This window comes from Tumebacillus lipolyticus (genome assembly GCF_042682745.1).
Taxonomy (GTDB): domain Bacteria; phylum Bacillota; class Bacilli; order Tumebacillales; family Tumebacillaceae; genus Tumebacillus_A; species Tumebacillus_A lipolyticus.
This window is the reverse complement of sequence record NZ_JBHUIO010000002.1, coordinates 330566-355544: the sequence shown is the minus strand read 5'-3', so window position 1 is coordinate 355544 and position 24979 is coordinate 330566. Positions and strand designations below refer to the sequence as shown.

The 24979-nt window shown below is 52.0% G+C and carries 23 protein-coding genes; 17 read left to right on the top strand and 6 right to left on the bottom strand.

Annotated features, from left to right (window positions below; translation table 11 throughout):
• The first annotated feature begins 6 nt into the window (after positions 1 to 6).
• Positions 7 to 1377, top strand: coding sequence for a GTPase HflX (gene hflX, locus ACFSOY_RS01030; RefSeq protein WP_386043463.1), 1371 nt, complete (start codon positions 7 to 9; stop codon positions 1375 to 1377).
• A gap of 223 nt (positions 1378 to 1600) precedes the next feature.
• On the opposite strand, the gene ACFSOY_RS01025 is transcribed toward hflX, so the two are convergent.
• Positions 1601 to 2272, bottom strand: a complete 672-nt coding sequence (locus tag ACFSOY_RS01025) for an HAD family hydrolase (RefSeq protein ID WP_386043461.1) — start codon at positions 2270 to 2272, stop codon at positions 1601 to 1603.
• Positions 2273 to 2448: 176 nt separating this feature from the next.
• Here ACFSOY_RS01025 and ACFSOY_RS01020 point away from each other — a divergent pair, with 176 nt between their 5' ends.
• The 9 genes from ACFSOY_RS01020 to glnA all read left to right on the top strand — a co-directional run bounded on the left by ACFSOY_RS01020 (position 2449) and on the right by glnA (position 11601).
• On the top strand, positions 2449 to 3327 hold the full coding sequence (locus tag ACFSOY_RS01020; RefSeq protein WP_386043459.1) for an ABC transporter ATP-binding protein: 879 nt from the start codon (positions 2449 to 2451) through the stop codon (positions 3325 to 3327).
• Positions 3320 to 5497: an ABC transporter permease gene (locus ACFSOY_RS01015; RefSeq protein WP_386043457.1), complete on the top strand. Its 2178-nt coding sequence runs from the start codon at positions 3320 to 3322 to the stop codon at positions 5495 to 5497. The genes ACFSOY_RS01020 and ACFSOY_RS01015 overlap by 8 nt, the downstream gene beginning before the upstream one ends.
• Positions 5497 to 6174 (top strand): hypothetical protein, encoded by a 678-nt coding sequence (locus tag ACFSOY_RS01010; RefSeq protein WP_386043455.1) that lies wholly within the window; start codon positions 5497 to 5499, stop codon positions 6172 to 6174. The genes ACFSOY_RS01015 and ACFSOY_RS01010 overlap by 1 nt, the downstream gene beginning before the upstream one ends.
• A gap of 30 nt (positions 6175 to 6204) precedes the next feature.
• Positions 6205 to 6738, top strand: a complete 534-nt coding sequence (locus ACFSOY_RS01005; RefSeq protein ID WP_386043453.1) for an RNA polymerase sigma factor — start codon at positions 6205 to 6207, stop codon at positions 6736 to 6738.
• Positions 6735 to 7586, top strand: coding sequence for a hypothetical protein (locus ACFSOY_RS01000; RefSeq protein WP_386043451.1), 852 nt, complete (start codon positions 6735 to 6737; stop codon positions 7584 to 7586). Before ACFSOY_RS01005 ends, ACFSOY_RS01000 begins: the two co-directional genes overlap by 4 nt.
• Positions 7587 to 7588: 2 nt before the next feature.
• Positions 7589 to 8302, top strand: coding sequence for an ATP-binding cassette domain-containing protein (locus tag ACFSOY_RS00995; protein ID WP_386043449.1), 714 nt, complete (start codon positions 7589 to 7591; stop codon positions 8300 to 8302).
• A 35-nt stretch (positions 8303 to 8337) separates the two neighbouring features.
• A complete protein-coding gene (locus tag ACFSOY_RS00990; protein ID WP_386043447.1) occupies positions 8338 to 9603 on the top strand; it encodes a methionine gamma-lyase family protein in 1266 nt (421 codons plus the stop codon).
• A gap of 182 nt (positions 9604 to 9785) precedes the next feature.
• Positions 9786 to 10211 (top strand): MerR family transcriptional regulator, encoded by a 426-nt coding sequence (locus tag ACFSOY_RS00985; RefSeq protein WP_386043445.1) that lies wholly within the window; start codon positions 9786 to 9788, stop codon positions 10209 to 10211.
• A 55-nt stretch (positions 10212 to 10266) separates the two neighbouring features.
• Positions 10267 to 11601, top strand: coding sequence for a type I glutamate--ammonia ligase (glnA, locus tag ACFSOY_RS00980; RefSeq protein WP_386043443.1), 1335 nt, complete (start codon positions 10267 to 10269; stop codon positions 11599 to 11601).
• Between the two features lie 44 nt (positions 11602 to 11645).
• Here the strand turns inward: glnA and lexA are convergent, their stop codons facing one another.
• The gene (gene lexA, locus ACFSOY_RS00975) at positions 11646 to 12269 is read right to left on the bottom strand and encodes a transcriptional repressor LexA (protein ID WP_386043441.1); all 624 of its coding nucleotides are present in this window, start codon (positions 12267 to 12269) and stop codon (positions 11646 to 11648) included.
• Between the two features lie 221 nt (positions 12270 to 12490).
• Here lexA and fabG point away from each other — a divergent pair, with 221 nt between their 5' ends.
• From fabG to ACFSOY_RS00950, 5 genes are all read left to right on the top strand, one after another.
• Positions 12491 to 13231, top strand: a complete 741-nt coding sequence (gene fabG / locus ACFSOY_RS00970) for a 3-oxoacyl-ACP reductase FabG (protein ID WP_386043439.1) — start codon at positions 12491 to 12493, stop codon at positions 13229 to 13231.
• 204 nt (positions 13232 to 13435) lie between these two features.
• Positions 13436 to 14017, top strand: coding sequence for an ATP-dependent Clp endopeptidase proteolytic subunit ClpP (gene clpP / locus ACFSOY_RS00965; RefSeq protein ID WP_386043437.1), 582 nt, complete (start codon positions 13436 to 13438; stop codon positions 14015 to 14017).
• Between the two features lie 731 nt (positions 14018 to 14748).
• The gene (locus ACFSOY_RS00960) at positions 14749 to 14913 is read left to right on the top strand and encodes a hypothetical protein (RefSeq protein ID WP_386043435.1); all 165 of its coding nucleotides are present in this window, start codon (positions 14749 to 14751) and stop codon (positions 14911 to 14913) included.
• 198 nt (positions 14914 to 15111) lie between these two features.
• Positions 15112 to 16641: a beta-N-acetylglucosaminidase domain-containing protein gene (locus ACFSOY_RS00955; RefSeq protein WP_386043433.1), complete on the top strand. Its 1530-nt coding sequence runs from the start codon at positions 15112 to 15114 to the stop codon at positions 16639 to 16641.
• A gap of 243 nt (positions 16642 to 16884) precedes the next feature.
• Complete coding sequence (locus ACFSOY_RS00950; RefSeq protein ID WP_386043431.1) at positions 16885 to 17313, top strand: GNAT family N-acetyltransferase; 429 nt, start codon at positions 16885 to 16887, stop codon at positions 17311 to 17313.
• Between the two features lie 439 nt (positions 17314 to 17752).
• Here the strand turns inward: ACFSOY_RS00950 and ACFSOY_RS00945 are convergent, their stop codons facing one another.
• From ACFSOY_RS00945 to ACFSOY_RS00935, 3 genes are all read right to left on the bottom strand, one after another.
• Positions 17753 to 18712, bottom strand: coding sequence for a tyrosine-type recombinase/integrase (locus ACFSOY_RS00945; protein WP_386043429.1), 960 nt, complete (start codon positions 18710 to 18712; stop codon positions 17753 to 17755).
• A 302-nt stretch (positions 18713 to 19014) separates the two neighbouring features.
• The gene (gene murC / locus ACFSOY_RS00940) at positions 19015 to 20385 is read right to left on the bottom strand and encodes a UDP-N-acetylmuramate--L-alanine ligase (RefSeq protein ID WP_386043427.1); all 1371 of its coding nucleotides are present in this window, start codon (positions 20383 to 20385) and stop codon (positions 19015 to 19017) included.
• A gap of 261 nt (positions 20386 to 20646) precedes the next feature.
• Positions 20647 to 21162, bottom strand: coding sequence for a DUF456 domain-containing protein (locus ACFSOY_RS00935; protein WP_386043425.1), 516 nt, complete (start codon positions 21160 to 21162; stop codon positions 20647 to 20649).
• A gap of 191 nt (positions 21163 to 21353) precedes the next feature.
• Here ACFSOY_RS00935 and ACFSOY_RS00930 point away from each other — a divergent pair, with 191 nt between their 5' ends.
• Positions 21354 to 22469 carry a glycosyltransferase family 4 protein gene (locus ACFSOY_RS00930; RefSeq protein WP_386043423.1) on the top strand — a complete coding sequence of 372 codons (1116 nt, stop codon included), beginning with the start codon at positions 21354 to 21356 and terminating at the stop codon, positions 22467 to 22469.
• 2 nt (positions 22470 to 22471) lie between these two features.
• Entirely contained in the window at positions 22472 to 23269 is a 798-nt protein-coding gene (locus tag ACFSOY_RS00925; protein WP_386043422.1) for a HipA family kinase, read from the top strand.
• Positions 23270 to 23312: 43 nt separating this feature from the next.
• On the opposite strand, the gene ACFSOY_RS00920 is transcribed toward ACFSOY_RS00925, so the two are convergent.
• Positions 23313 to 24977, bottom strand: coding sequence for a GGDEF domain-containing protein (locus tag ACFSOY_RS00920; RefSeq protein ID WP_386043420.1), 1665 nt, complete (start codon positions 24975 to 24977; stop codon positions 23313 to 23315).
• Between the last annotated feature and the right edge of the window lie 2 nt (positions 24978 to 24979).

Genomic DNA, 24979 nt, shown 5'->3' with positions numbered 1-24979 from the left:
GATACTATGCATGAAATAAATGAGCAGCAGAACCGAACAGAACGAGCGGTGCTCGTCGGACTGCGCTTGAACAAGCAGGAAGATGAAATCTGGACGATGGCGTTCGAGGAGCTCCGCGGACTGGTCGAGACCGCAGGGGCTGACGTGATCGCAGAAGTGGTGCAAAATCGAGGTCTTCCCGATGCGGCAACCTATATCGGCAGTGGGAAGCTAGCCGAGCTGTGCGCGGTGATTGAGGAGCTGGGAGCAGATCTCGTCGTTTTTGACGCAGAACTATCGCCGAAACATGTGCGCAACCTGGAAGCGGCTTTGCCTTGCCGCGTGCTCGATCGGACGCAGATCATCCTCGACATCTTCGCCTTGCGCGCGCGGACGAGAGAAGGCAAGCTTCAGGTGGAGCTCGCCCAGCTCAACTACCTGCTGCCGCGCTTGACCGGCCGTGGCGTTTCGATGTCGCGATTGGGCGGCGGTGTGGGGACTCGCGGACCGGGTGAGACCAAGTTGGAAACGGATCGCCGCTATATCCATCGCCGATTGGTCGAGCTTGGTCGCCAGTTGGACGAGGTGCGAAAGCATCGCGAGCTGCATCGCCAACGGCGGAAAAAGCAAGAAGTGCCGGTGATCGCGTTTGTCGGCTACACAAACGCGGGCAAATCGACGTTGATGCGCAAGATCGTCGAGCGGTACGGGACGGGCAGCAAAGAGGTGGCAGAAGGGCGCAACCGACTGTTCGACACGCTGGATACGACGACGCGCCAAGTGCAACTGCCAGATGGTAAGACGGCGATTTTCTCCGATACGGTCGGCTTTATTCAACAGCTGCCGCATTCCTTGGTCAAAGCGTTTCGCTCGACATTGGAAGAGACGGCAGAGGCAGATCTGATCGTTCATGTGGTCGATGCGTCGCACCCGAACTGCGATGTGCAGATGGAGACCGTCTATCAGGTGCTCGCACAGCTGGATGTGCTGAACCGGCCGGTCCTGACCGCATTCAATAAGATTGACCTCGTGCCGGGAACTTGGATCGGCAATGATCCGAACGCGACGGAGACGATCCGCCTCTCTGCCCTGCAGGGGGATGGCGTGCAGGATATGATGGAGAAGATCGACGATCTGGTCGGGGTTCGACATCTGATCGTCCGGGCGGAAGTGCCATACAAGGAAAGTGCGCTGGTGGCCAAAGTATATCGCGAAGGACGCCTGTTTCAGGAGGAGCACCGTGAGCTGGGCACGTTCTTGCACGCGGAAGTTCCCCAGTGGTTGGCAGAAGAGCTGCGCGCTCACCTGATTGGCGAACCACAAGCAGTGAAGGTGAGCAAGCAGGCGAAGCGAAGTGATCAGATGATTTTCGATATGACCGATTCGACGTTACAATAGAGGTCGTCGAATAACCCCTGGAATGTTGTTAAATTCCGGGGGTTATTTTATTTAGGCGAATTAGATACAGAGTAGAATTTTTTCAATAGGAAACTTATTGACTTTATGGAATCATCAGATTATACTGAAAGCAATAGAGAAAAAGAGATGATGAGAGCAGCGAAAGAAGGAGCACCCTCGGGTGCTCCTTCTTGCATTGGAAACCGGCGATCGAGCAGGGTGATCATTGCACTTCTGCGCGCAGAACCTGTTCGATCACCATTTGCAACGGCAGGGCGGACATCGACTCCAACCGATAGCTGTGCCCTGCAAATGCGAGATGCTGGGTGATCGAGTTGGGGACGATGACGCAGTGCATACCAGCAGCTTTGGCAGCGCGAAGACCATTGAGGGAGTCTTCAAACGAGAGCGCGTGCGAATGATCGACGCCGAGTGCCTGCAGCGCGGATCGATACAGCTCCGGATCAGGTTTGACCTTTTGGACATCATCGGCAGTCCGAATCACTTCAAAATGCTCTCGAATGCGGAAGCGCTCCAGATAGCCGACCACCCATTCTCGCTTGGAGCTGGAAGCGAGGCCGACCTTGAGTCCTAGCGATCTTGCTTGATCCAAGTATGCTTCCACGCCGGGGCGCAGGCCGACCTGTTCCATGATCTGCGCATGTTTTTCGGAAGTTCTCCTCCGAATCGCATCTAAATCGAGCGAGCGACCGATACAGGTCGCCAAATGTTTGTAAGGGTCGAACTGTTCGAGGCTCGTGCCGACGCACTGCAGATAGGTGTCTAGCGGAAGGTGAGCGTCATGTTCTTGGTAGACTGCAAGCAGTGCTTCGTACCACGGTGTCTCCGTGTCGACCAGCAATCCGTCAAAGTCGAAGATGATGGCTCGGATCATCGCGATGCCTCCTTTGGAAGATTAATACAAGAATAGGCGAGCTGACCGCGTGCGGTCAATCTTGATTTTTCATATTTTTCGACCCTTCGATGAAACTTTTTATGCTGTGAAGTCGTGTAAATAGTGTGATCACAAATGCAAACATTGGGAATGAACATGTTCGGAGAGGAGAATTCATGGTAACGCTAGAAATCGCAGGGTTGCGAAAATCATATGGCAAATTCCAAGCGTTAAAGGGGATCGACCTAACGCTAGAGCGGGGACTATTTGGACTTCTTGGCCCAAATGGAGCGGGGAAGACGACGTTGATCAAAATTTTGAGCACGCTGCTCGCCTATGAGGAAGGCGAAGTGTTTGTGCATGGTTTGAACTTGCGAACGGAGGGGCACCAGGTGCGCCAAATGCTCGGCTATCTCCCGCAACAGGTCAACTTGCCGCTACAATTTACCGGTGAGGAATTTTTGGAGTATGCGGCTTCGATGAAAGGGGTGTTGGATAAACGAGCGCGCAAACGTGAGGTTGAGCGTGTGCTGATTGAAGTCAACTTGGAAGAATGTGCAAAGAAAAAAGTGAAAAGTTATTCTGGCGGTATGAAACAGCGGCTTGGAATCGCGCAAGCTCTGCTTGGTGAACCCAAGTTGATCATCGTCGATGAACCGACTGCTGGGCTTGATCCGGCAGAGCGAATCCGCTTTCGCAATCTGATCGCGAGCCTTGGCGAGCAGCGAACGATCTTGCTTTCTACACATATCGTAAGCGATATTGAGTTGAGTTGTGAACAAGCGGCTGTGCTCTTACAAGGAGAGCTGGAGTTTAAAGGCTCGTTGTCAGAGCTTGCGTCACTGGCTGACGGGTTCGTCTACGAAGTGGGGATACCAGCGAGTCATTATGAGGAGTTCGAAAAAAATCATATCATTCTCGCTTCGAGAAAAGAGCAGAACAATCTGATCTTGCGCGTGTTGGCACAAGAGCCGCCTCCGTATGAGACGAAGCTTGTCAAACCGTCCATAGAAGACGGTTATATGGCGATCTTGAAGGGGGTTGCCCATGCGTAAATTGCTGAAAGTCATACGCTTCGAAGGTCTGTTGCTTTTGCGAAACAGGGTGGCGATCAGTTTTTTGATTTTGTACGCGCTCTTTTGGGCGGGGGCGATCGGGTATTATGTGATGGCGGAAGTCCCTGAACCGCGTGCCGGTTATTTTTATGAGATGTTGTTTCGACAATACACGTTGTGGGTGCTCTTGATTGTGTCCGGGTGGGCCGGCGTGCATCTTGCGCGTAAGGATCGAGTGAGCGGTTTTGAACAGCTGTTTCTTGCGTGGAATGTAAAAAACGATGTCTGGTTGTTCGGCAAGTGGATAGTGCTGCAGTCTTATGTGGGCGTGATCACTTCGATCACATTGATTGTCTGCGGTAGTTGGTTTGGCTTAGGCAGCTATGGTCTTCTGGATTGGTTCCAACACATGATCTACGTGTTGCTAAATGTCGGAGGCGGGATGCTGTTCTATTCCTCGCTCGGTTTTTTGCTGGGACATGCAATGCGCAGTCGCTTCGTCTATTTGCTGCTGACAGCACTTTGGGGTGTGATGGTTTGGGCTCAACTTAACATCACTGGAGTTTCCTCTTGGAATCCGAAATGGCGACTTTTGGCTCCATATGATTCGGTGTACTATTTTTCCCCATTCGAGGATGTGTTCGAGTTAGCAGGGCGATTTCCAGAGGTTTGGGTGCATCAGACTGCCGCCATTTTGACCGGTGTGTGCTTTTTACTGCTTTTGTTAAGCGTTTACCGCATTTTTCGCATGGAGGTCTGGGAGCGCCGAAGGGGTTGGTCAATGTTGCTTGTGGTCTTCATTGCGGGCACGACGCTCGCCACATTTCGATATGAGGCTTTCGAGGAGAAAATGAAGAGTCATAGGGAATTTGTTGAGGAGAGAATGGTCGAGGAGGACACCGGATCTTTTGTTGCAGGCATGAACGATCGAGCTGACACGAGCTTTACGATGGATCGTACCAATCTTGAAGTGCGGTTGTTCGGAGGCGATCAGATCAAGGCAAAGGCGATGTTGACCGTCACTTATCATGGCAAAGAGAGAACGAAGCGCCTTGATCTCACCTTGTTAGGGAGTCTGAAAATTGCTGATTTGGTTGCCGAAAACGCAGGAGAAATCGAGTGGGAGCAGGAGGGGGATCAGATCGCGGTCATGTTCCCTGAGCCGATCGCTGCTGAGCAGCCGTTACACCTGACCCTCCAGTATGAAGGAAGCATTCAACAAACAAGTGACGACCTGATGGCCGAAAGCTCATTTGCAGAACCTGATCGGATCAATTTGAGCAAATCGAGCGGATGGTATCCTTTGATCGGGAAGCGATCATTATGGAAAGCATATGCGCACAACGGTCGCTATTTTAACGCTGTTCTGTACAAGGTGTCAGAGCGGGAGCCGAGTCCCACCGATTTTACGGTGAAGATTGAAAGCGAGATGCCGACCAAGAATCCGCTTGTCATGTCGATCGCTCAACAGGATGAAATGACATTTTCTGGGCGAAGCACAGATCTGATACTCCTATCTGGAAATTTGACCGAGCGTTCAGTGAGTGGGATTCGGGTGGTCGCGCACCCCGATCTGATTGAACTAGCGGTAAAGCGAGTGGAAGAAAAAGTGTCTGGCTGGAAATTTCTTGAGCAATGGTTGGGCGATGAGTTGGTCCCACAAACTGTATTTGTGATCAGTGCCCCTGGTTTTGCCGACCCAGTATATGATGATCCGCTGGTGCAAAAATGGGGAGCGTGGGCGTTGCGCATCAAGGAAGAGAACTACTACTACAAGACCGATTATCTGGTGCAGTTACCGTTTGCGAACGGTATGAGCTGGGGGGAAATATCCAAGCCGGCTTATGATCGAGACCTTTTCGTACAGGCGATGAAGTGGGTGGTGCGCAATCATTTTCAGGACAGGGTCACGCACACTCATTTTGCCGATTTCTATCGAGAGAGCAGCTACTGGACTTCCACTTCGGCTTCTGGTTCGCAAGACAACGCTGTTCTGCGCGAGCGAGTCGAAAAGTTGATCGATGTTCTAGGCGAGTATGACATAAAGGACAGGACAGAATTTAAGCGAGTGGTCAGCTTCTTGTACAAACAATTTGATCGTAGCAAAACACCGGATGAGTTTGATTTGGAAGAAGCGTTAAAACTTTATCGACAGACTGAAGAATTATGATGAATGGACTGATAGCTCGTCATCTACTGTTCTGGCGACTCTTTTTCCGCTCGTGGTCAGCTTACGGAATGCTCGCTCTCTTTTTGCTCACTGTGTATGCGACTGGTAGATTGGGACAGCTTGAGCGTGATGCGATTTCCCTGCTCTATGAAACAGTAGGTGTTTTGTTCCTGATCTGCTACATGCAGTGGTCGAGTAAAGTTGACTTCGATTCGAAGTTTTTAGAACTGATCTTCACTTATCCGCAATGGCGATGGAAGGTACTCCTTGAGCGTTTTCTGTTTGGCTGGGTGCTGTTCTCACTCACGATGTGTTTGCTTTCGGTGGCGTATTCCTTCCAGATGTCCCTTCCGATTTGGAAGGAGCTCCTGTTTGTCATGCCTGTATATCTAGCCTGTACCGGAGTCGTGGGATTGGGAACAGTGCTTGTGAAACACTCGCTGGGTGGATTGTTGCTCGGGTTGATGTTTTGGCTGTTTTTTGCTTTGGCAAGAGGCTTGCTCGGGCCTTTTTCGGGAGTGATTCTTCACTTTACTGGGGTCAGGTATTTTGCTTTCCATCATGAACTTGCTAGCAGCAGTGACACTTGGATTTTGTACAATCGACTTTTCTTTCTCTTGCTTGCTTTGCTCCTCGGGACAGCGACGATCGTTTGGTTTGCAAGAAAGGAACGCTAGGGGGGACCCGCTTTGCAGGATGAAGAATACATGTTGGAACTTGCGTCAGGCAACGATGCGGCGCTCGACATGATCATCATTCGGTACCACAAGCCGCTGTTTGGGTACCTTTATCGGCTGACGCTCGATGAGAAAGTAGCGGAAGACTTGGTGCAGGAGACGTTTGTTGCGATCTATCAACAGGGGCAGCAGGGGATCGTCCCGCAAAGGTTTAAACCTTGGTTGTATAAAATTGCAACCAACGCTTGCAAAGATTATTGGAAGAAGGCTTCTTTTCGAAAAGAGTCGCTGCAAGCGCCGCCTCGTGAACAAACTTCACAGGTTGCAAATCTAATCGAAAGACAAGTGGAACGTCAGTGGATGATCGATGCGTTGAATCAACTGCCGATCATGTATCGCACCGTTTTGTACCTGCGCTTCTATCAAGATTTGAAGTATAGCGAGATTGCCTCAGTCGTCGATTTACCGATCAATACGATCAAGACGCAAGTCGGCCGTGGGTTAAAAAAATTGGAGTGCATCTTGCGAGAAGAGGACATACGAGCGGAGGTGGGTAGAAGGTGAAGGATCAAAATCCGTTTTTTGAGCTTGAAGAGGAAGAGGTTTTGGAGGAAGAACTAGAAGAGTTAGAGCGCAGTTGGAGCGGACGCATGGAAAGATTCACGATTCCGGTGCCGACTTTGGAGCAGAGCTTACAGCTTATTTCTAGCGTAAAAGCAAGTGTAGCTCCGCAACAGACAGCATTGCGGGCTGAACTAGAAGCCTATCATCGGGAGCGACTGACACTGCGCAAGTTGTGCAACCTCTTCCTTGCTCAGTGGAACGTATATGGAGGTCGCAGCTGGCTGTTGACAGCGTTGCTGATGGCTCTTTCAACAGTCGGCACCATCACATACCTGCCGCTTGAGCCTCCAATCTTCGTGCTGATCAAATGGGTAAGTTTAACAACATTGATCATGATTCTTTCGGTCTCCTATGCTTTTTGGCCAAAAAATGAGGGAATGGAAATCTTGGAAAAGTTGAGCGCTTACACCCTGATGCAACAATTGAGTGCTCGCTTTGTACTCGTGGTCGGATTTCATATGATCGTTTCTGTACCATTGGCATCGCTGATCGGTTCAGAAAGCGCATCAATCGGTGGACTTTTGTTGTCATGGTCGATTCCAATGCTATTTTTCGGTGTCACCTGTTTCGTCATTGCCACTTTGTTGTCTACAAAAGCTGCGATCGGCTGTTGTCTCTTGGTATGGTCGATTGAGGTGCTGTTTCATGAACATTTAAAAGTCTTCGACCTGTTCTCAGCACCTGGTGATCTGTATTTTCTTGAATCCAGATGGGTAGCATTCGGGATCATCTTGCTGTTGCTCAGTCTCTTTTACAACAAAAAGCGATGGGTGGGAACGAGCGTTTGAACATGCGGATTCTGGTAAAGAGCGTTGGGTACAGCATCGGATCGATGACGATCTTAGATCAGATTCAACATACCTTTACGACGGGGGTCACTTTTGTGATCGGCCGCAATGGAGCTGGCAAAAGCTCGTTGCTCAAATTGCTGACCACAGTGATCCCGCCGAGTTGCGGGGAGATTCTGTTCACTCAGTCGAGCATACAACCACAGTTGGGAAGGCATCGGAAAGTTTTATCAATCGAAGAGGTGCGCAGATTGATCGGCTATTTGCCTCAAGAGTTCACCGGCTATCCGCAAATGACGGTTGAACAATTCATAAAAAATACGGCAATCCATAAAGGTATCCCCCCTTCGCGGGTGAGAAGTCGAGTCGAAGAGATGATCACAGGCACTCGCTTGCATTCTCTGCGCAAGAAAAAACTCCGCCATCTATCCGGGGGTGAATTGCAAAAGGTCGGACTTATTCAAGCGGTGATTCACGACCCTCCGATCTGCATCTTGGATGAGCCGTTCGAACATCTAGACCTAGAAGAGATGCTCTACTTTCGCCATCTGCTGCAACGGTTGTCGCAACATTCGGTCGTGATCATCAGCACACACCAGATTGAACAGATCGATCTACTGGGGACAGCCGATGTGATGGTGATCGAAAGTGGTGCGTTGAGAGCGAGTGGAACCGTTCAGTCGCTAGGAGATCTGCACCGATTTTTTATGGTATAGTGAAAAGGACGTTTTAGAGATGGGAGAGACGTGCTTTGTCCTTGTTGCAACTCTTACAAAATCCGACTTGGCTTCAGCTCACCGCCAAGATTGAAAAGAAGATTTCCGAACAGTTTGCTCTGATCGACGATACGGTCGTCTACAACCAAGCGAAGATGCTCCAAGCGTTTCAAGAGGAGCGGGTGAGCGATTTTCATTTTGCCTCTTCGACCGGGTACGGCCATAACGACGCAGGTCGAGAAGTGCTTGAGCGCGTCTATGCGAAAGCGTTCGGAGCAGAATCTGCATTGGTTCGCCCACACATCGTCTCGGGAACGCATGCGATCGCGCTGGCGCTCTATGGTGTTTTGCGCCCAGGCGATGAGTTGCTCTACCTGACAGGCAAGCCGTATGACACGTTGGAAGAGGTGATCGGCGTCCGCGGAGAGTCGGGGGAGGGGTCGTTGAAAGAGTATGGTATCTCCTTCGACTCGGTGCCGCTAAAAGGCGATCAGGTCGACTACGAACTCGCTGCAAAGCGGATCAAACCGAACACGAAGATGATCGGCATTCAGCGCTCGGCGGGCTACTCGTGGCGCTCCTCCTTTTCGGTCGAGCAGATCGGGGAGATGGTGCGCTTCGTCAAAGGGATCAAGCCGGATGTGATCGTCTTCGTCGACAATTGCTACGGCGAATTTACGGAGCGGCGTGAACCGACAGAAGTGGGCGTAGACCTGATCGTCGGTTCGCTGATTAAAAATCCTGGCGGCGGCTTGGCGCACAGCGGTGGGTATGTAGCTGGACGCGCCGATCTGGTGCACCGCGCTGCCTGCCGTCTGACGGCGCCTGGCATCGGAGCGGAGCAGGGCGCGATGCTCGGAACCAACCGCACGATGTTCCAGGGGTTCTTTTTGGCACCCAACGTGGTCGGGGAAGCGGTGAAAGGTGCCGTCTTTGCTGCTGCGCTATTCGAAGAGCTCGGATTGGTCACACATCCAGCCTCCACAGCGCCGCGCACAGACATCATCCAAGCGGTTCAGCTCGGCACGCGGGAGAGGTTGATCTCGTTTTGCCAATCGATCCAAGCGGCAGCCCCGGTCGATTCGCATGTCAAGCCGGAACCGTGGGCGATGCCCGGCTACGCGGATGAGGTGATCATGGCGGCAGGAGCGTTCATTCAGGGCTCGTCGATCGAACTGTCTGCCGATGGACCGATTCGCGAGCCGTACATCGGCTATCTGCAGGGCGGTCTGACCTATGCGCATGCGAAAGTGGCTGTGCTTTCTGCAGTTGCAGCGCTGAAAGAGAAAGGACTGCTGTAACAGTTGTCATACGGAACATCAGAAAAGACCATGTTAAAAGTGACGTCAGTCGCTTTGAGTATGGTCTTTTGCTGTTGGCCGGTGAGCCAGAAAAAAATCTATGTCAGATTTCCTTACATGCGTTGACACCTATCCTTGACACGGCATATAATATGGCTATCACAGGAGAGGCGTTGATGTGAATGAACGATGAACTCAGACGCAATCTCGCCCTTTTTCCGATTGGCATCGTCCAGAAGCTAACCGATCTCACTGCCCGGCAAATTCGCTACTATGAGCAACATAACTTGGTACAGCCGGCGCGCACAGAAGGAAATCAACGATTGTTTTCCTTTAATGACGTGGAACGCTTGCTCGAAGTCAAGCGGCTGATCGACCAAGGGCTGAATATTGCAGGGATCAAGACGGTGCTTGGGCCTGCCAAGACCGCTTCAAGCCTCCTGCCTGATACAAAGAAAGAACAGGCGGAGAGAGTGGCTCAAGATGCGAAACGCGATCTGACCGATCGCGAGCTTCGCGAAAGGTTGAAACAGGAAATGCTGCGTCGTCCGGGCATGCAGGGGCACAACCCGTTTAATGCTGGCGATCTGTCGCGGTTTTTCCACTAAAACAATATAGAGCATTCATTCCTATGAGGGTGGAGCCTAAGGAGGAGAACCAGAAATGAACTACAGCACAGAAGACATCAAACGCATGGCGAAAGAAGAGAACGTGCGGTATATCCGCCTGCAATTCACCGATCTGCTTGGCGTCATCAAGAATGTAGAGATTCCGGTGTCTCAGCTTGACAAAGCGCTGGACAACAAGATGATGTTTGACGGTTCCTCCATCGATGGCTTCGTTCGCATCGAAGAGTCCGATATGTACCTGTATCCGGACCTGAACACCTGGTTGATCTTCCCGTGGGAGACAGAGAAAGGCTACAAGGTAGCCCGCCTGATCTGCGACATCTACATGCCGGACGGCACCCCGTTCCCAGGCGACCCGCGCTCCACCTTGAAGCGCGCGCTGGAAGAGGCAAAAGCGATGGGCTTCGACACGATGAACGTAGGTCCGGAACCGGAGTTTTTCCTGTTCAAGCTTGACGAGCAAGGAAACATCACGACTGAGGTGAACGACCAAGGCGGATACTTTGACCTCGCACCGGTCGACCTCGGTGAAAACTGCCGCCGTGAGATCGTGCTGACGCTGGAAGAGATGGGCTTTGAGATCGAAGCTTCTCACCATGAAGTCGCTGTTGGCCAACATGAGATCGACTTCAAATACACAGATGCTGTCACCGCAGCAGATAACATCATGACCTTCAAGCTGGTGGTGAAAACGATCGCTCGCAAGCACGGCCTGCACGCGACGTTCATGCCGAAGCCGATCTTTGGCATCAGCGGCTCGGGCATGCACTGCCACCTGTCCCTGTTCAACGGCAAAGTGAACACGTTCTTCGACGACAAGGATGAGCTGGGCTTGTCTCAGACGGCAAAACATTTCCTGGCTGGCGTGCTGTTGCATGCTCGCGGCTTTACTGCGATCACCAACCCGACGGTCAACTCGTTCAAACGTCTGGTTCCTGGCTATGAAGCGCCTTGCTACATCGCATGGTCTGCGAAAAACCGTTCGCCGCTCGTTCGCATTCCGGCATCGCGCGGTCTTTCCACCCGCATCGAGGTGCGCAACCCAGATCCGGCGTGCAACCCGTACCTCGCGTTGGCTGCGATGCTGCAATCAGGTCTGGATGGCATCCGCCGCGAACTGCAGCTGACAGACCCAGTGAACCGCAATATCTACGTGATGAACGAAGAAGAGCGTCTCGAAGCTGGCATTCACTCCTTGCCTTCCTCGCTGAAAGAGGCGATCGATGAGCTGTTGGCTGACGAGGTGATCGTCAAAGCGCTCGGCGAGCACGTGATCGCGAACTTTGTGGAAGCGAAGCAAATCGAGTGGGATATGTTCCGCACGACCGTTCACGAATGGGAGCGCACGCAGTACCTGACCACATACTAAACAGCAAAAGCCCCGTCCGATGGACGGGGCTTTTTATCGTTCAATCACATGATCTCTCTGAAAACGCCGATCACTTTGCCGAGGATGGAAACGTTTGCATAGCGCATCGCTTCCATGGTCGGATTCTCCGGTTGCAGGCGGATATGATCAGCTTCTCGATAAAACCGCTTGACGGTCGCTTCGTCATCTTCGGTCATCGCTACGACGATCTCGCCGTTCAGGGCGGTCGCCTGTTGGCGGACGATCACGAGATCGCCATCATAGATGCCCGCATCGATCATCGACTCTCCGACAACGTTTAGCAGGAAGACGTTGTTGTCACCGACAAAACGGGTCGGCAGCGGGAAATAATCCTCGACATTTTCGATCGCGGTGATCGGCGTGCCTGCGGTCACGCGGCCGACGATCGGCGCCATCACAGTCGAATATTCAAAGCGAGAGTCGGTCGACTGATCCAAGTCGAGCACTTCGATCGCTCGTGGCTTGGTCGGGTCGCGGCGAATCAGCCCCTTCTGTTCCAAGCGTGCCAGATGGCCGTGCACGGTAGAACTGGAAGCGAGACCGACCGCTTCGCCAATCTCGCGAACGGACGGTGGGTACCCTTTGTCTTTTACTTCTCTCTTGATGAACTCCATGATCTCTTGCTGACGCTTCGATAGCTTTATCATGTCAAATACACTCCTCGACTACAGGGTATGAGTAGGTTATCAGAATGAGAAAATATGTTCGCAGATTGATTGTTGAAAGAATTATACCACAGGTTGGTAATAGATACAAACGTAAGTTCTTATTTTCTCAATGCTGGCGAGCGTTCGGACAGTTTCCGCGCATGTGAGAAGGTCGTGCTATAATCAAAGCATCAACATATAAATGCAAGGGGGAGTGGCAGATGCGGTTAGCCGATAAGACTGCGATCATCACCGGCGGGGCAAACGGGATCGGAAAAGAGACGGCGCTGCTGTTCGCCAAAAACGGTGCGAAGCTGATCATTGCCGACTTTGATGAGCACAGCGGAACCTCGACAGTCGAAGAGGTTCGAGCGCTCGGTGCACAGGCGCATTTTGTAAAAGCGGACGTATCGGCTGCAGACGATGTGAACCAGCTCGTTACGCGCACAGTCGAAGCTTTCGGCCGCGTCGACATTCTGGTGAACAACGCGGGCATCACGCGCGATGGTTGGCTGGTCAAGATGGAACAAGCACAGTGGGAACGGGTGATCGGGATCAACCTGACCGGCGTCTTTCTCTGCACGCAAGCGGTGGCAGGGGTGATGATCGCCCAAGGGGAAGGCGTGATTCTAAACGCGGCGTCTGTCGTCGCTCTGTACGGGAACGTCGGCCAGACCAACTATGCGGCGACGAAAGCGGGCGTGATCGGGATGACCAAAACGTGGGCGAAAGAGCTCGGGCCAAAAGGTGTGCGGGTCAACGCGGTCGCCCCGGGATTTGTTGCGACGGCGATGACCGAAAAGGTGCCGGAAAAGGTCTTGCAGCTGATGAAGGAGCAGACGCCGTTGCGCAGGCTCGGTCAACCGCGAGATATTGCCAACGCCTATCTGTTTTTGGCATCAGATGAGGCGAGCTTCATCAATGGTGCGGTGCTGTCTGTCGATGGAGGCTTGAGCTTCTGAACGGATCGATCGGCACAGCAGTCTCATTTTGACAAAGATTGAAGAACGTACTACTATATTTTTACGATGCGCAAAGTATTGCAAAAGCGCGAGGTGAACAGGGAAATGCGACGGGGCAACCTGTCAGGTCGTTTTTCCAGATAAATGGTTGTGCTGCAAAGCCTTGCTACATAGTTTCGCGCATCGACAGGGAGGTACATACTGATGAATCTAGTTCCGTACGTCGTGGAACAAACCAGCATGGGAGAGCGTTCCTATGACATCTACTCACGGATGTTAAAAGATCGCATCATCTTCTTAGGTACCGAGATTAACGATAACGTGGCCAACTCGATTATCGCACAGTTGCTGTTCCTCGCGGCTGATGATCCGGACAAAGACATTCATCTCTACATCAATACACCGGGCGGTTCGACGTCTGCCGGCATGGCGATCTATGACACGATGCAATACATCAAACCTGATGTATCGACGATCTGCCTCGGCATGGCAGCCTCGATGGGAGCTGTCTTGCTGGCAGCAGGCGCAGATGGCAAGCGGATCGCACTGCCGAACGCAGAGATCATGATCCACCAGCCGCTCGGTGGAGCACAGGGGCAAGCGTCCGACATGGAGATTCAAATGGAACGCATGCTGCGCACGAAAAAGCTGTTGACCACCGTCCTTGCTGAGCGCTCCGGCAAGCCATATGACAAAGTGGCGTCCGACATGGATCGCGACTACTGGCTGTCAGCCCAGGAAGCGCAAGAGTACGGCTTGATCGACAAGGTGATCGAGAAGCTGTAAGGCACCACACCGACCACCGTGAGCGGATCCACCGCTTGCGGTGGTCTTTTCGTCTTCCTGAGGAGCGAGGTTCGGGCAAGGCAGGAAGCTGATCTTGCGGTGAGATTGTGCTACACTCAAAGTGAGGTGAGAACAAAATGATCATCGATGTGAGCGACGTTGCGGTGGAGCGGATGAAGGAAATGCTGGCCGAAAAGGATGGCGAGCAGTTGGGCGTGCGCATCTATGTGTTGCCGGGCTGAGGCGGTCCTACCTATAAATTGGCTCTGGATGAGCCAACACACAGAGATACGCAAGTGATGGAGTCGGGCATTTTGTTCCTGTTTGGCGCGAAGACGGCGACACTCGTACAGGATCTTGTGATCGATTATGAGGAGAGCGAAGGATTTTCGATCTACGATGAAAGCATCCCGAGCTCACAATGTTGAGCGACTTTCGCTGGAAGTACATAGAAATATGATCGATCACGCATCGATTCTGATCGATCGCCCCAAGACCTCTTGAGCGGAGGTCTTTTTTTTGTAAAATCTGTAACCAAATGCGGGGAATGCTCGTCTATATAAAGGAAGGAATCGTTGCTGAAACTGTGAGAGCGAGAGGAGGGCCGAATTCGATATCTCATCGATTCCCTGCACAATATGGTGAATGATCGAGAATTTGACTCGAACCATAGATCGAAAGGACGAGCAAGGCGGTATTTCTTGGATCGAACGCGAAGGAGGCGATCGAGGGTGGATATGGCGAACTGGCAGGTGAGCATGACGATGCCCAAGCTGGACCAAGTGGAAAAATATACATGTATCTTAAAAGCTCTCGGCTACGAAACAGGCGAGCCTGAAGCGGTACATGATGGGTGGATCGTCAAGTGGAGACACAATTACGATAGCGCATCATAAGTCTGAAATTTCAGACCAAATGACAGTCAATTTGAGGTTTTGGTTGTCATAAGATTTTTTATGTTCACTCAGAATTGGTAATAAGCGAAAAAATCTGAAAAAAACGGGCGCCATTCGCTTTTTTGGGTGGTGCTTTTTTCTTATTCTTGCTAAGGTAGTAAAGGAAGCAGTAAAAGAGTGTAGGAATGGGGGAGAAGGGTGAACAAAAGAGCGATTGTCTGGACCGGAGTCCTCGTCGCGTTGTTGGGAACGAGCGGCGCTTGGTATCTCACGCAGCGATACGACGAGAAAAAAGGCGAAGCGACCGCCGTCACTTCTCCTGCGGCGAATTCGGCAGACCAGTTGAAACAGCAGCAGGAGAAACAGCAAGCCTCTGCGTCTTTCGCCATCCGTGGGGTCATCGAAGGAGGAACTTACGGGGCATCTTGGACGCACGAACAGCGTCTGTCCATGTTTGAGTTCATGTCAAGCAACCGCTACAATACATACGTATACGCGCCAGCAAATGATCCGTTTCAACGTGTTGACTGGGCTCTGCCTTATCCGGAGGAGCAGGCGTCCAAGCTAAAGGAACTGATTCAGAAAGCCAAGGAGAGCGGTTTGAGATTTGTCTATTCGATCTCGCCAGGGCTCTCGCTTTCCAGCCAGAGCAGTTCCAATTCGGCGGAGATGAAGAGCAAGGCGATCAATTATTCATCGGAAGAAGATCAACAGAAGTTGTTCGCCAAGACGGAGCAGTTGCGAAAGCTTGGCGTGGACACGATCCTGCTGTCATTCGACCAGGCGCAGGGGGGGTTGTCAGACAAAGATCGCGGGACCTATGGCACCAATTATGCGCAAGCTCATGTGACGCTTGCGAACTCGCTTCTTGAGGAGGTTCGGAAAAAAGATTCGAACTTTCAGCTGTGGTTTATGCCGACCCAATATTATGGCGTCAAGGAGAACAGCTATTGGGTGACTTTGAGGGAGCAGTTGGAAGGATCGATCGAAGTGATCTGGACAGGCCCGGAGATCCTCTCCAAAAAAATTGAAGCTGCCGACGCGGATAAAGCGGCACAGCTGCTCGGCCGCAAGCCTCTGGTCTGGGATCACTATCCGATCAACGATTATACGTACGAAGTTGAGCAAGCGCCGAAGCTGTTTTTCGGACCGCTTGAGCATCGCTCCAACGATCTGCAAACACATGTGACCGGTCTGCTGGCCAACACGATGGTGCAGTTGGAATCATCCAAGCCTGCCCTGTATTCGATCGGACAATATTTAGATCATCCAGCCTCCTATGATCCGCAAAAAGCGTATGTGGAGAGCCTATCATCTCTATCCGGTATCGAGCGTACAGAACTATTCAATAAATTTACAGATTATTCTCGTCGGTCGATCATTGCCGATGATAAATGGAATCCGAAGTTTAAGGCGTTGGTCGATGCGGGTGACAAAGAGCGATTGCGAAAAGAGTTTGAGGAGCTTCGCGATCTGCGAAAGAACCTGAGCAAAGCGATCACCAATCGACAGCTGGTAACGGAGATCGACCCGTGGTTGATGAAACTGAGCCGTGAGGGGGAGTTAGGTCTGTTGGCGCTCCAGATGTTGGCGAAGGAGCAAGGGTCTGCTGAGCGCGCCGAGCTGATCGAGAAAACGCGTGTGGAGTTGGAGCAGCTGAAACTGGAGCCGTATAAGATCGGAGAAGAGATTTTAGCATATGTTGAGCAGCTGCTTTGGAAGGAGTAGAGCTAGAGCATAAACGGAGCTGCCACGCGAAACGCTCAGATCTCGCGCACCGATCATGCTGCATCGATTTTGTGCGAATCGATGCGTAGCAACCGATTGTAGTTTCCATAATATTTATTATGTTATCATTTAACTGAAACGATCTCGTTTCAACATTGCGGAAGCTTGCAGAGGTGGAAGAGCGTTTCGAGAAGCGCTCTACAGAAGGTAGACGAAATCACAAAATCGTGGAGTATGTTGCAGATGATCCAAATCGGTTTAGCACCGCGAGTTTTTGCCAACGATGTTGTTCGATTTTTTGCAACGCACGTTCGTGCAGAAGAACATCCGGGGATCTCACCCGAATTTCTTTGCCCGGATGGTGTGCGAGCTGCTGTCCAGCGCAGGCAACTCTTACTGGCCATTGAAGATGATCAAATCATCGGCGCACTGCGTTTCTTTCCGAAGAAAAATGGGAGAGTCTCAGTTTATCAGTTCGCGGTGGCAGAGCGATACAGAGGTAATGATCTCCTGCAGAAAATGTTGACAGAGATTGCCTGTCAAGGCTTTGATGCGCTTTGCCCCGCAAGTTCAGCGCTGAATGGATATTTTGATCATAAAGGTTGGCAGTTGACCGAAGCGGGCAAGCGGGGGAATCGCTGGACGCTCGATCGGAGCGCAAACGCTCTGTGAATCGATCTTTGTAAAGTGACAGTAGGTCTTGAACGACTAAAAAGCCAGCTTCCTCGCGATCGATCGGGGAAGCTGGCTTTTTTGATTGTGATTGGATGGTTTGAAAAGAATCAACTCAACTTCACATAATATAATTATGGGAAAATAGATTGTATGCAAGTGAATCATCTATTTGTTCAGATACGACTTTCAATTTCAGAGCCGAATGTAAAGTTGTAGCCGCTCGTTGAAGAAGTCCCGGGCAGATCGTTTTCGTTTCGCTGGGACGCAGGTGTGTTTCGATTGATCCGAAAGCTGGTGGTTCGAGCGTTTTACTGGTAGAGAGCGGATTCGGAGCGGTTCACCGCTGGAACCCTGCGATTGCAAATCTGAGCGAGCGATTGGATGAAGCGCTCGAATTCGATCAATCCCACGTGGGCGCTCGTTAACGTCGACTCGCTTACAATGTCACCTGGTTGATATAAGCACCGGCACTTTCGGACAGCTCGCGGATGTCATGGAGATATCGCTCGGTGGTGCGCAAGCTTTCGTGCCCCATCTGACGCTGCACCTGCAGGAGCGGGGCTTCCGCTTCCAATGAAAAAGTAGCGCACGTATGGCGCAAAATATGCGGGGAGATCCGCCGAGAGAGGCCGGCCGCATCTGATAGACGGTACATCATGTCTCGAACTCCGTTCTGCCGATAGCGGGTGAAGCGTCTGGTGAAGAGCAGCGGTGTTTTGTCGCGATGATCGAGATCGGGGCTCAGCCCGTTGCTTATGCGAAACTCTTGCAACAGCGCCCAAACGTCTGGGCGGATCAAGACAGGTCGATCCTTGTCGCCTTTCCCGCGCACCATCCACCCGATATTGCCCCGCATATCCTCATAGAGATCCCCCCAGTTGCCCTGGCACAACTCTTCAACACGCACGCCGGTGGTGATCAACAAGACGACCATCAGATAAGCGCGATCGAGCCGCTTGGCAGTCTCTAATAGGCGCTGCGCTTCTTGGACGGTCAGCGACCGTTTATGCGTCGCTCTGATCGGCACGCGAGGAGCGGCGATCAGGACGGCCGGGTTGCGCTGAATATAGCCGAGTCGATGGGCAAACAGAAAGAGCGATCGCATCAGGTTGATCATCCGCTGTTGTGTAGCAGGCGAATAGTGCTGCAGGGTGTAACAATATTCGACCAGTTGCACATAGGTGACCTGGGCAAGGGGAGTCCCTTCAATAAACTTGGTAAAAGATTCAAGATCGCGGTGGTATGCTTTACGGGTCATCTTCGACCACTGTTTTGGACGTGGACGGTTGAGGAAGAGAGTGAACAGATGTTCATCGTGCAAGACACCCATCTCTTGTGCTACACTAGGAACGTACGTTCCTGTCTGTATGGTGAGATCACGATTGGAATCTGTCATAACTACCATTCCTTTCATCTGGAACTCTTTATGTTTCTATTATAGCGATAACAGGTTATTATCGCCATATTTATTGCTCGATTTCTTTTTCTCAAACATCTCGCCTCGAAAGCGGTAGTTGCTTGCACTGAATTTACATAATCTGGACATTAGTTCAGAAAACACCCCTTCTATTTGCTTCTCTATAGCGTTATTTTCAATTGGCAATGGAATTGCCCATCTTCACATCAAAATCGAATCTGCGGGCATTTAGAGGGGAATACAAAAAAGCCGCCTAAATTGGCAGCTTTTCTTCTCCCGAATCATTCAGATTTCGACTCGATCAACAGAGAGATCGAATCTTCGCCGATTCCACGCACATTTCCAGCGCCCATCGTCAGCACGATGCCTTGCTTATCTTTTGCATATTGACGCAAAAATTGGCTGCCTTGTTCCAGATCCTCAACGAACGTCACCATCTTGCCGCGCTCGCGAATCGCTTCGGCCAATTGTTCGGACAGCTGATCACCCGGATCTGTTTCACGAGCGGAGGAGAACAGTTTGACGAGCAGGACTTCATCTGAAAGGGTCAGGGAATCGGCAAACTCCTGCAGAAATTTTTTCGTGCGCGAATAGGTGTGGGGCTGAAATACGGTGATCAGGCGCTCCTCTGGAAAGGAGTTTTTGACCGCTCGGAGCGTTGTCTGAATCTCGCTTGGGTGATGTGCGTAGTCGTCATAAAACTCCATCTGGCCAAGGCGTCCCAAATAGTCGAACCGCCTGTATACGCCTTGAAATTCGTGCAAGGATTCTTTTACCATTTCGAATGATAGATTCATGTGGCGGGCGAGAGCGATCGTGGCCAGCGCGTTCAAAACATTGTGCTGCCCGAGCGACCTGAATTGTACCGTTCCGAGCGGTGTGCTGCCTTCCCACACATCGAAGCGCAACATGCCGCGCACCTCTTCGATGTTGCTCGCGTAGATGTCATTGGTCGACTGCAGGCCGAAGAGGAGCACTTTGCTCTTGCTCTTTAACATTCGACATCGACTGTCATCCCCGCAAGCGATGAGCAGACCGTCAGCTGGCAACTTGTCGACAAGCTCTTGGAAGGCCAGGTGAACATCATCATGATCTTTAAAATAGTCTGGATGATCCCAGTCGATGTTGTTGACGATCAACATCTGCGGATTGTAATTTAAAAAGTTCCGTTTGTACTCGCACGCTTCTGCCACCAGCATCCCTTCTCCGAACCGCGCATTGCTGCCGATGTTATAGTTTTTACTTCCGATGACCACCATCGGATCCAGCTCATGGTGCGTGAGCAACGCTCCGATCATCGAGGTGGTCGTCGTTTTGCCATGCGTGCCGGAGATCAGAATCGCGGGACGCTCTCTGGTCAGTTGGCCGAGCAATTCTGGATAGGTATAGACCGGAATTCCGAGCTCAAGCGCTCGTTTGATCTCAATATGATCATGGCTGTAAGCAGAAGAGTGAACAACTAGATCCACATTTTCGACGCGTTCTGGCGACGGTAAGCCGATATATGTGATCCCCGCATTCGAGAGCAATTCATCTGTAAAAAACACCTCTTGACTGTCCGATCCGGACACCTCATAACCCATTCGTGCGTACAACTGCGCCAATGCGCTCATTCCAGTCCCTTTGATACCAACAAAATGATACTTTTTCATCGCTTTGCACCCTTTCTTTTAAAGGAGCGAGCTCCTGCGAATGGTGAGATGGGGGAGTGGTCTTCTATCATACGCAAACCGCCCACCCGATGTGTCTAAGGCGTAGGGGGCTCAACGAGGTGTGGACGGATCGGAAGCTACACCTCTCTCATGCGGATTGACGCTCCGGATCGTGGAGCGGTTTCAACTCATAAAAACACCCTCCTTTTCTTGGTACTATACCCAAGAACGAGGAGGGCAAACCGTGGAGCCTAGATGTTTTTAAAAAATGGCGATGTAGAACCAAACGATCTGCACGCCGACGAGCAACACCTTAAAGAAGGTGCCCGCCAGAAAGCTGAGTGCAGAACCAAGACCAACTTTAATCACTTCATCCCGCTTGCGGCGCATGTACAGCTCGCCGACCATCGCACCGATGACCGCGCCGAGCAGCGGCCCGAAGATCAGAGCGAGGGGACCGAGCGGAGAGATCACCAGCGGGAGAACGAACATCCCGATCGTGCCCCCGATCATACCGGCCTTCGATCCACCCATCTTTTTAATACCGAACACCTGCGCCACATTGTCTGAAAGCATGTTGACGATGATCAAAACCGCCTGTCCAATCCAGAAGGCAACCGAAAACGGCGAAAAGTCAACGATCCATCCATAGATCAGCGCCCCAGGAATGACGAGGAGCGCACCACCTGGGAGTACAGGTACAAGTGTGGTGAACAACGCGCCCAGCATGAAGAGCGAGGCGATGATGACACCTAGAATCATCAGCAAGAGATCCAACCAAGATCCACTCCTTTTCTGAATACATCTACTAGTACGAAGGACAACACAAAAAGTTGCGAGCGATCTCGAATAGGCTTCTGTCCGACCCGAAATGCGCTCTCTTCCCATACCCTAATAGAAAATTGACAGAATCGCAACCACATTTCGCATTGCAGAAATCGGGTTGCAATTCCGATGAGGTGAGCGGGATGAGAATTATGGTCTTGACCAATGAATTTCATCCACAGATTATCGGGGGTTTAGGCATTGTCGCCACCGAGCTGTCCGCTGCGTTGGCCGAGGAAGGAACACTCCGTTTGACTGTGATCACCAAAGGACAGGGTGACACCGTACAGGTCCAGTCGATCGATAACCTCAAGATCATCCGCTTTCCAAGTTTGCCCTACACATCGCCCAAGATCTTTTTTCCTAAAGCGATCGAAAGCTGGCTCGATCAGACGAGAGAAGATCGACCCGCACTGCTCCACGTGCACAGCGTTCAATGCTGTGAGCTCGCACTCGCCTGCAAAGCGAAGTGGCAAGTTCCGCTCGTCTATACGTGTCACTCGCTCGTCTTCCAAGAGCACGCCTCCGCTGGGCGGGAGGAGATGGTGCTGCGCCAAGCGCTCCTTTTTGAACATAGCGATTCGATCATCGTGCCCAGCGGCTGGTTGCTGGAGGAAATCGTGCGCAAACATCCTGCCTATGCGCAGAAGATCTTCGTGATTCCCAATGGAGTGACATCCCCCGAAGTGTCCTTTCGCCCGAATCGGTACCACCTGCTGTTCGTCGGACGTTTGGTGCGCTCAAAAGGAATCGAAGAGCTGCTCTATGCGGTTTCCTTGCTCCGGGAGCAACAACCTCTTGTCAAGCTGATCGTGATCGGCACAGGCTCCGAGCGGTATCTGGAGCATCTGTATCAGCTATCGGAACAGCTCGATCTAAACGACTCGATCAGTTGGTTAGGCTTCCAGATGCACAATCAGGTCCAGCAGATGTATGCGGACGTGGGAGCGGTCATCGTGCCCAGCCGCAACGAATCGTTCTGTTTGGTCGCTCTCGAAGCGTTAGCAGCAGGCGTTCCGCTCGTGTCCACTCAATGCGGAGGTCTCGTACATCTCGTCGATGAGAGTGTCGCTTCCATCATTCCAGAAGTTGAACCGGTCAGCATCTGCGAAGCGGTTTTCAAAATGTGGGATGATCAGGCGTGCACCGATCGGCGGGTTCGGCAAGGAAAAGAATTGGCTGCCAAGTTCGGCTGGTCGCAGGTCGCACACCGTTATCGAGAGCTCTTTCAGTCGTTGCTTGCGGGGGAGGGGGAGTAAGCTTGTTCACAGAGCGGTGGTTCCTCGAACAGGTCTGGAAAGAAAAACGGCAAGGCCATGTCTGGCGCGTGCGCAGCGCCGGGAACAAACGTGGGTATTTTAAATTTGCCACCAAAGATCAATGGTATTTTTCCGGCCCGATGATCGCCAACGAGTTGATCGCTGCCTCCCTTGCCAAACGGCTCGGCTTTCCGGTCAGCGAGTTGGAGCTCGCCACTGTCAGAGGCCCGAATGGCATTCCGCAGGAAGGGCTGATCTCTCGGGAGATCGATGCGGCAGAAGTGATCACCTGGCGCGATGCGGATGAAACGGTCAAGTCGGCTCCCGAGCAGCACGTCGATCGACATGAACTTCTCGCCCAGATGGTCGTGTTTGACGCCTGGATCACCAACATCGACCGCGCCAAGGGGAGAAACTTGATCCTCTATCGCAATTCTTCCGATGAGCGCTACGGATGGTATTTGATCGACCACGGCCATACGTTGTACGGTTCACCGCGCAAATGGAAGCGCGGCGCTTGGAACACGCCGATCTGGGATCAGCTGTGGCGATTTTACAATGTCCCACAAGGTCTGCTCGCCTGTCAATCGAACAGCGACACTTTGGAGCCGATGATCCGCAAGATCGAAGAGATGCGCCTGGCAGACATCGATGCAGCCATTCGCTGTGTCCCTCGTGGCTATATGCAGAGCAGAGAACGCCAGTTTATCAAGCGGTTGCTGCTCTTCAGACAGCAGCGTTTGCGCATGGTGATCGATCGCTGGTTGCAATATGCGGGGGAGAAAGAGTGCAACACGTGAAAAAGCCGCTCTCCTGAGAGCGGTTTTTTCACATAGGGACAGGTTATTGTTTCCGCTTGTCTTGCTGATAGGCGGAGACGCGGTTGCGACCCGCTCGCTTCGCGCCGTAGTACATGGCGCGGTCCGCATAGCGCAGCAGTTGCTGATCGTCGACAGCATCATCTGGGTAGGTGGCGACGCCGATGGAGACGGTCAAGCGAATCGTTTTCTGCTCCCCTTCGAGCGTCGAGACCGCAAAAGGCTGAGCCGAAATGTTTTGTCGAATGGTCTCCGCGATTCGACAGGCGGCTCTGCTGTCCGCACCTGGAAGCAGAATGAGGAATTCCTCGCCGCCGTAGCGGGCCACAAAGTCGCTTTTGCGCACCGAATCTTCAAAGAGCCGAGCGGTGCGCTCCAAGACGGTGTTACCGGCCAGATGACCATAGCGATCGTTGATCTGCTTGAAGTGATCGAGGTCGATCAACAGGAGCGAGAGCGGAGCATCGGTCATCCTCATCATCTCTTCAGAAAGGCGGCGCTCCAAAAAGCGATGGTTGGGCAACTGGGTCATCTCGTCATAGAGACTTTGTTTTTCCATGCTGGCATAGCGCATGGCATTGCGGTAGGAGACGGTCAGCTGATTCGCTAGAATGGCGGTCGCATCGAGCGTTGTCGAATCAAATTCGCTTTTGTTCGTGCCGATCAAACAGCAGTAGCCGACATGATGATCCGTTCCGGTGAACGGCGAGACCAGCAACGTATTGTACCCGAGATCGTTCAAGTCGCCGCTCAGCAACCCTTTTTTCATCATCTGCTCTTTCGGGTTGGGAGGATTCGCCTTCAAGTAGCTTTCCAGCGCTTGGATGCTCTGTGAGGACAAGCCTTCTGAGGCGGAGCGAACGACCAGCTGCTCGCCTTCGTGAACCAGGATGATGCACTCCACATGGTCGAACCACTTCGGAAGTTCGCAGGTCACTCGACTGAACATCACATCGGTTGCCAATTCGCCCGAAAAGTAGCTGGTCAGGCTGGTCAGGTTGCGAAACAGCGCGGAGGAGCGGTAGAGATCGTTAAACAGTTTGAAAACATAGACGCAGAGCACGAGTGGCAATCCGAACGCCCACAAGCCTTGCAAACCGTCCTCCTCATAGAGCAGGATGACGATAAAGCCGAGCGAGGTTGCAAACAGTGTGGAGAACAGGTCGAACTTCATATGCAACATGTACGATCGAATCTGCGTGCTCTTCAGGGAGCGGAAGAAGAGGTAGAGGACGAGATGGTTGATGAGATAGTGCACACAGATATAGGCCAAAAGCGGCAGAAAGTTGTCGCTCAACTGCGCGTGATGAGAGCCCCCCGTCAGATAGAAAGCAAGAGCTGCGAAGACGGAGGCGGATAAGAAGATAGCACCGTTGGCGAACGTTTTCCCCAAGTCGAGCTTTTTCTCTTGATACCATCGCGCAAAAATGATGATCAACTGGCTCATCAGCACGACGGGCAGCAGGCCAAACTTTAAAAAGACGAGCAAGTCGACGCTCAGCGACAGGGAGATGATCACCTGCTTGCGCTTGAGTTGGAAAAACTCGGTCACCGCGTAGAGCAAGAACAGTGTGAACAGAATCGAAGCATCCGACCAAGCGATGGTGGGCTGCGTGAAGCGGACGAGCGCGGTGACAAAAAGACCAAGGCCGATCGCAGTGCTCAGAACGGCCACACGATAGAATGTCACAG

What these genes read in the sequence shown, in the direction of transcription:
- ACFSOY_RS00945 (WP_386043429.1), bottom strand. Translation starts at nt 18,712, where the DNA reads ATGACAGATTCCAATCGTGATCTCACCATACAGACAGGAACGTACGTT.
- hflX (WP_386043463.1), top strand. Translation starts at nt 7, where the DNA reads ATGCATGAAATAAATGAGCAGCAGAACCGAACAGAACGAGCGGTGCTC.
- ACFSOY_RS00985 (WP_386043445.1), top strand. Translation starts at nt 9,786, where the DNA reads ATGAACGATGAACTCAGACGCAATCTCGCCCTTTTTCCGATTGGCATC.
- murC (WP_386043427.1), bottom strand. Translation starts at nt 20,385, where the DNA reads ATGAAAAAGTATCATTTTGTTGGTATCAAAGGGACTGGAATGAGCGCA.
- ACFSOY_RS01005 (WP_386043453.1), top strand. Translation starts at nt 6,205, where the DNA reads ATGTTGGAACTTGCGTCAGGCAACGATGCGGCGCTCGACATGATCATC.
- ACFSOY_RS00995 (WP_386043449.1), top strand. Translation starts at nt 7,589, where the DNA reads ATGCGGATTCTGGTAAAGAGCGTTGGGTACAGCATCGGATCGATGACG.
- clpP (WP_386043437.1), top strand. Translation starts at nt 13,436, where the DNA reads ATGAATCTAGTTCCGTACGTCGTGGAACAAACCAGCATGGGAGAGCGT.
- glnA (WP_386043443.1), top strand. Translation starts at nt 10,267, where the DNA reads ATGAACTACAGCACAGAAGACATCAAACGCATGGCGAAAGAAGAGAAC.
- ACFSOY_RS01015 (WP_386043457.1), top strand. Translation starts at nt 3,320, where the DNA reads ATGCGTAAATTGCTGAAAGTCATACGCTTCGAAGGTCTGTTGCTTTTG.
- ACFSOY_RS01025 (WP_386043461.1), bottom strand. Translation starts at nt 2,272, where the DNA reads ATGATCCGAGCCATCATCTTCGACTTTGACGGATTGCTGGTCGACACG.
- ACFSOY_RS01020 (WP_386043459.1), top strand. Translation starts at nt 2,449, where the DNA reads ATGGTAACGCTAGAAATCGCAGGGTTGCGAAAATCATATGGCAAATTC.
- ACFSOY_RS00950 (WP_386043431.1), top strand. Translation starts at nt 16,885, where the DNA reads ATGATCCAAATCGGTTTAGCACCGCGAGTTTTTGCCAACGATGTTGTT.
- lexA (WP_386043441.1), bottom strand. Translation starts at nt 12,269, where the DNA reads ATGATAAAGCTATCGAAGCGTCAGCAAGAGATCATGGAGTTCATCAAG.
- ACFSOY_RS01010 (WP_386043455.1), top strand. Translation starts at nt 5,497, where the DNA reads ATGAATGGACTGATAGCTCGTCATCTACTGTTCTGGCGACTCTTTTTC.
- ACFSOY_RS00930 (WP_386043423.1), top strand. Translation starts at nt 21,354, where the DNA reads ATGAGAATTATGGTCTTGACCAATGAATTTCATCCACAGATTATCGGG.
- fabG (WP_386043439.1), top strand. Translation starts at nt 12,491, where the DNA reads ATGCGGTTAGCCGATAAGACTGCGATCATCACCGGCGGGGCAAACGGG.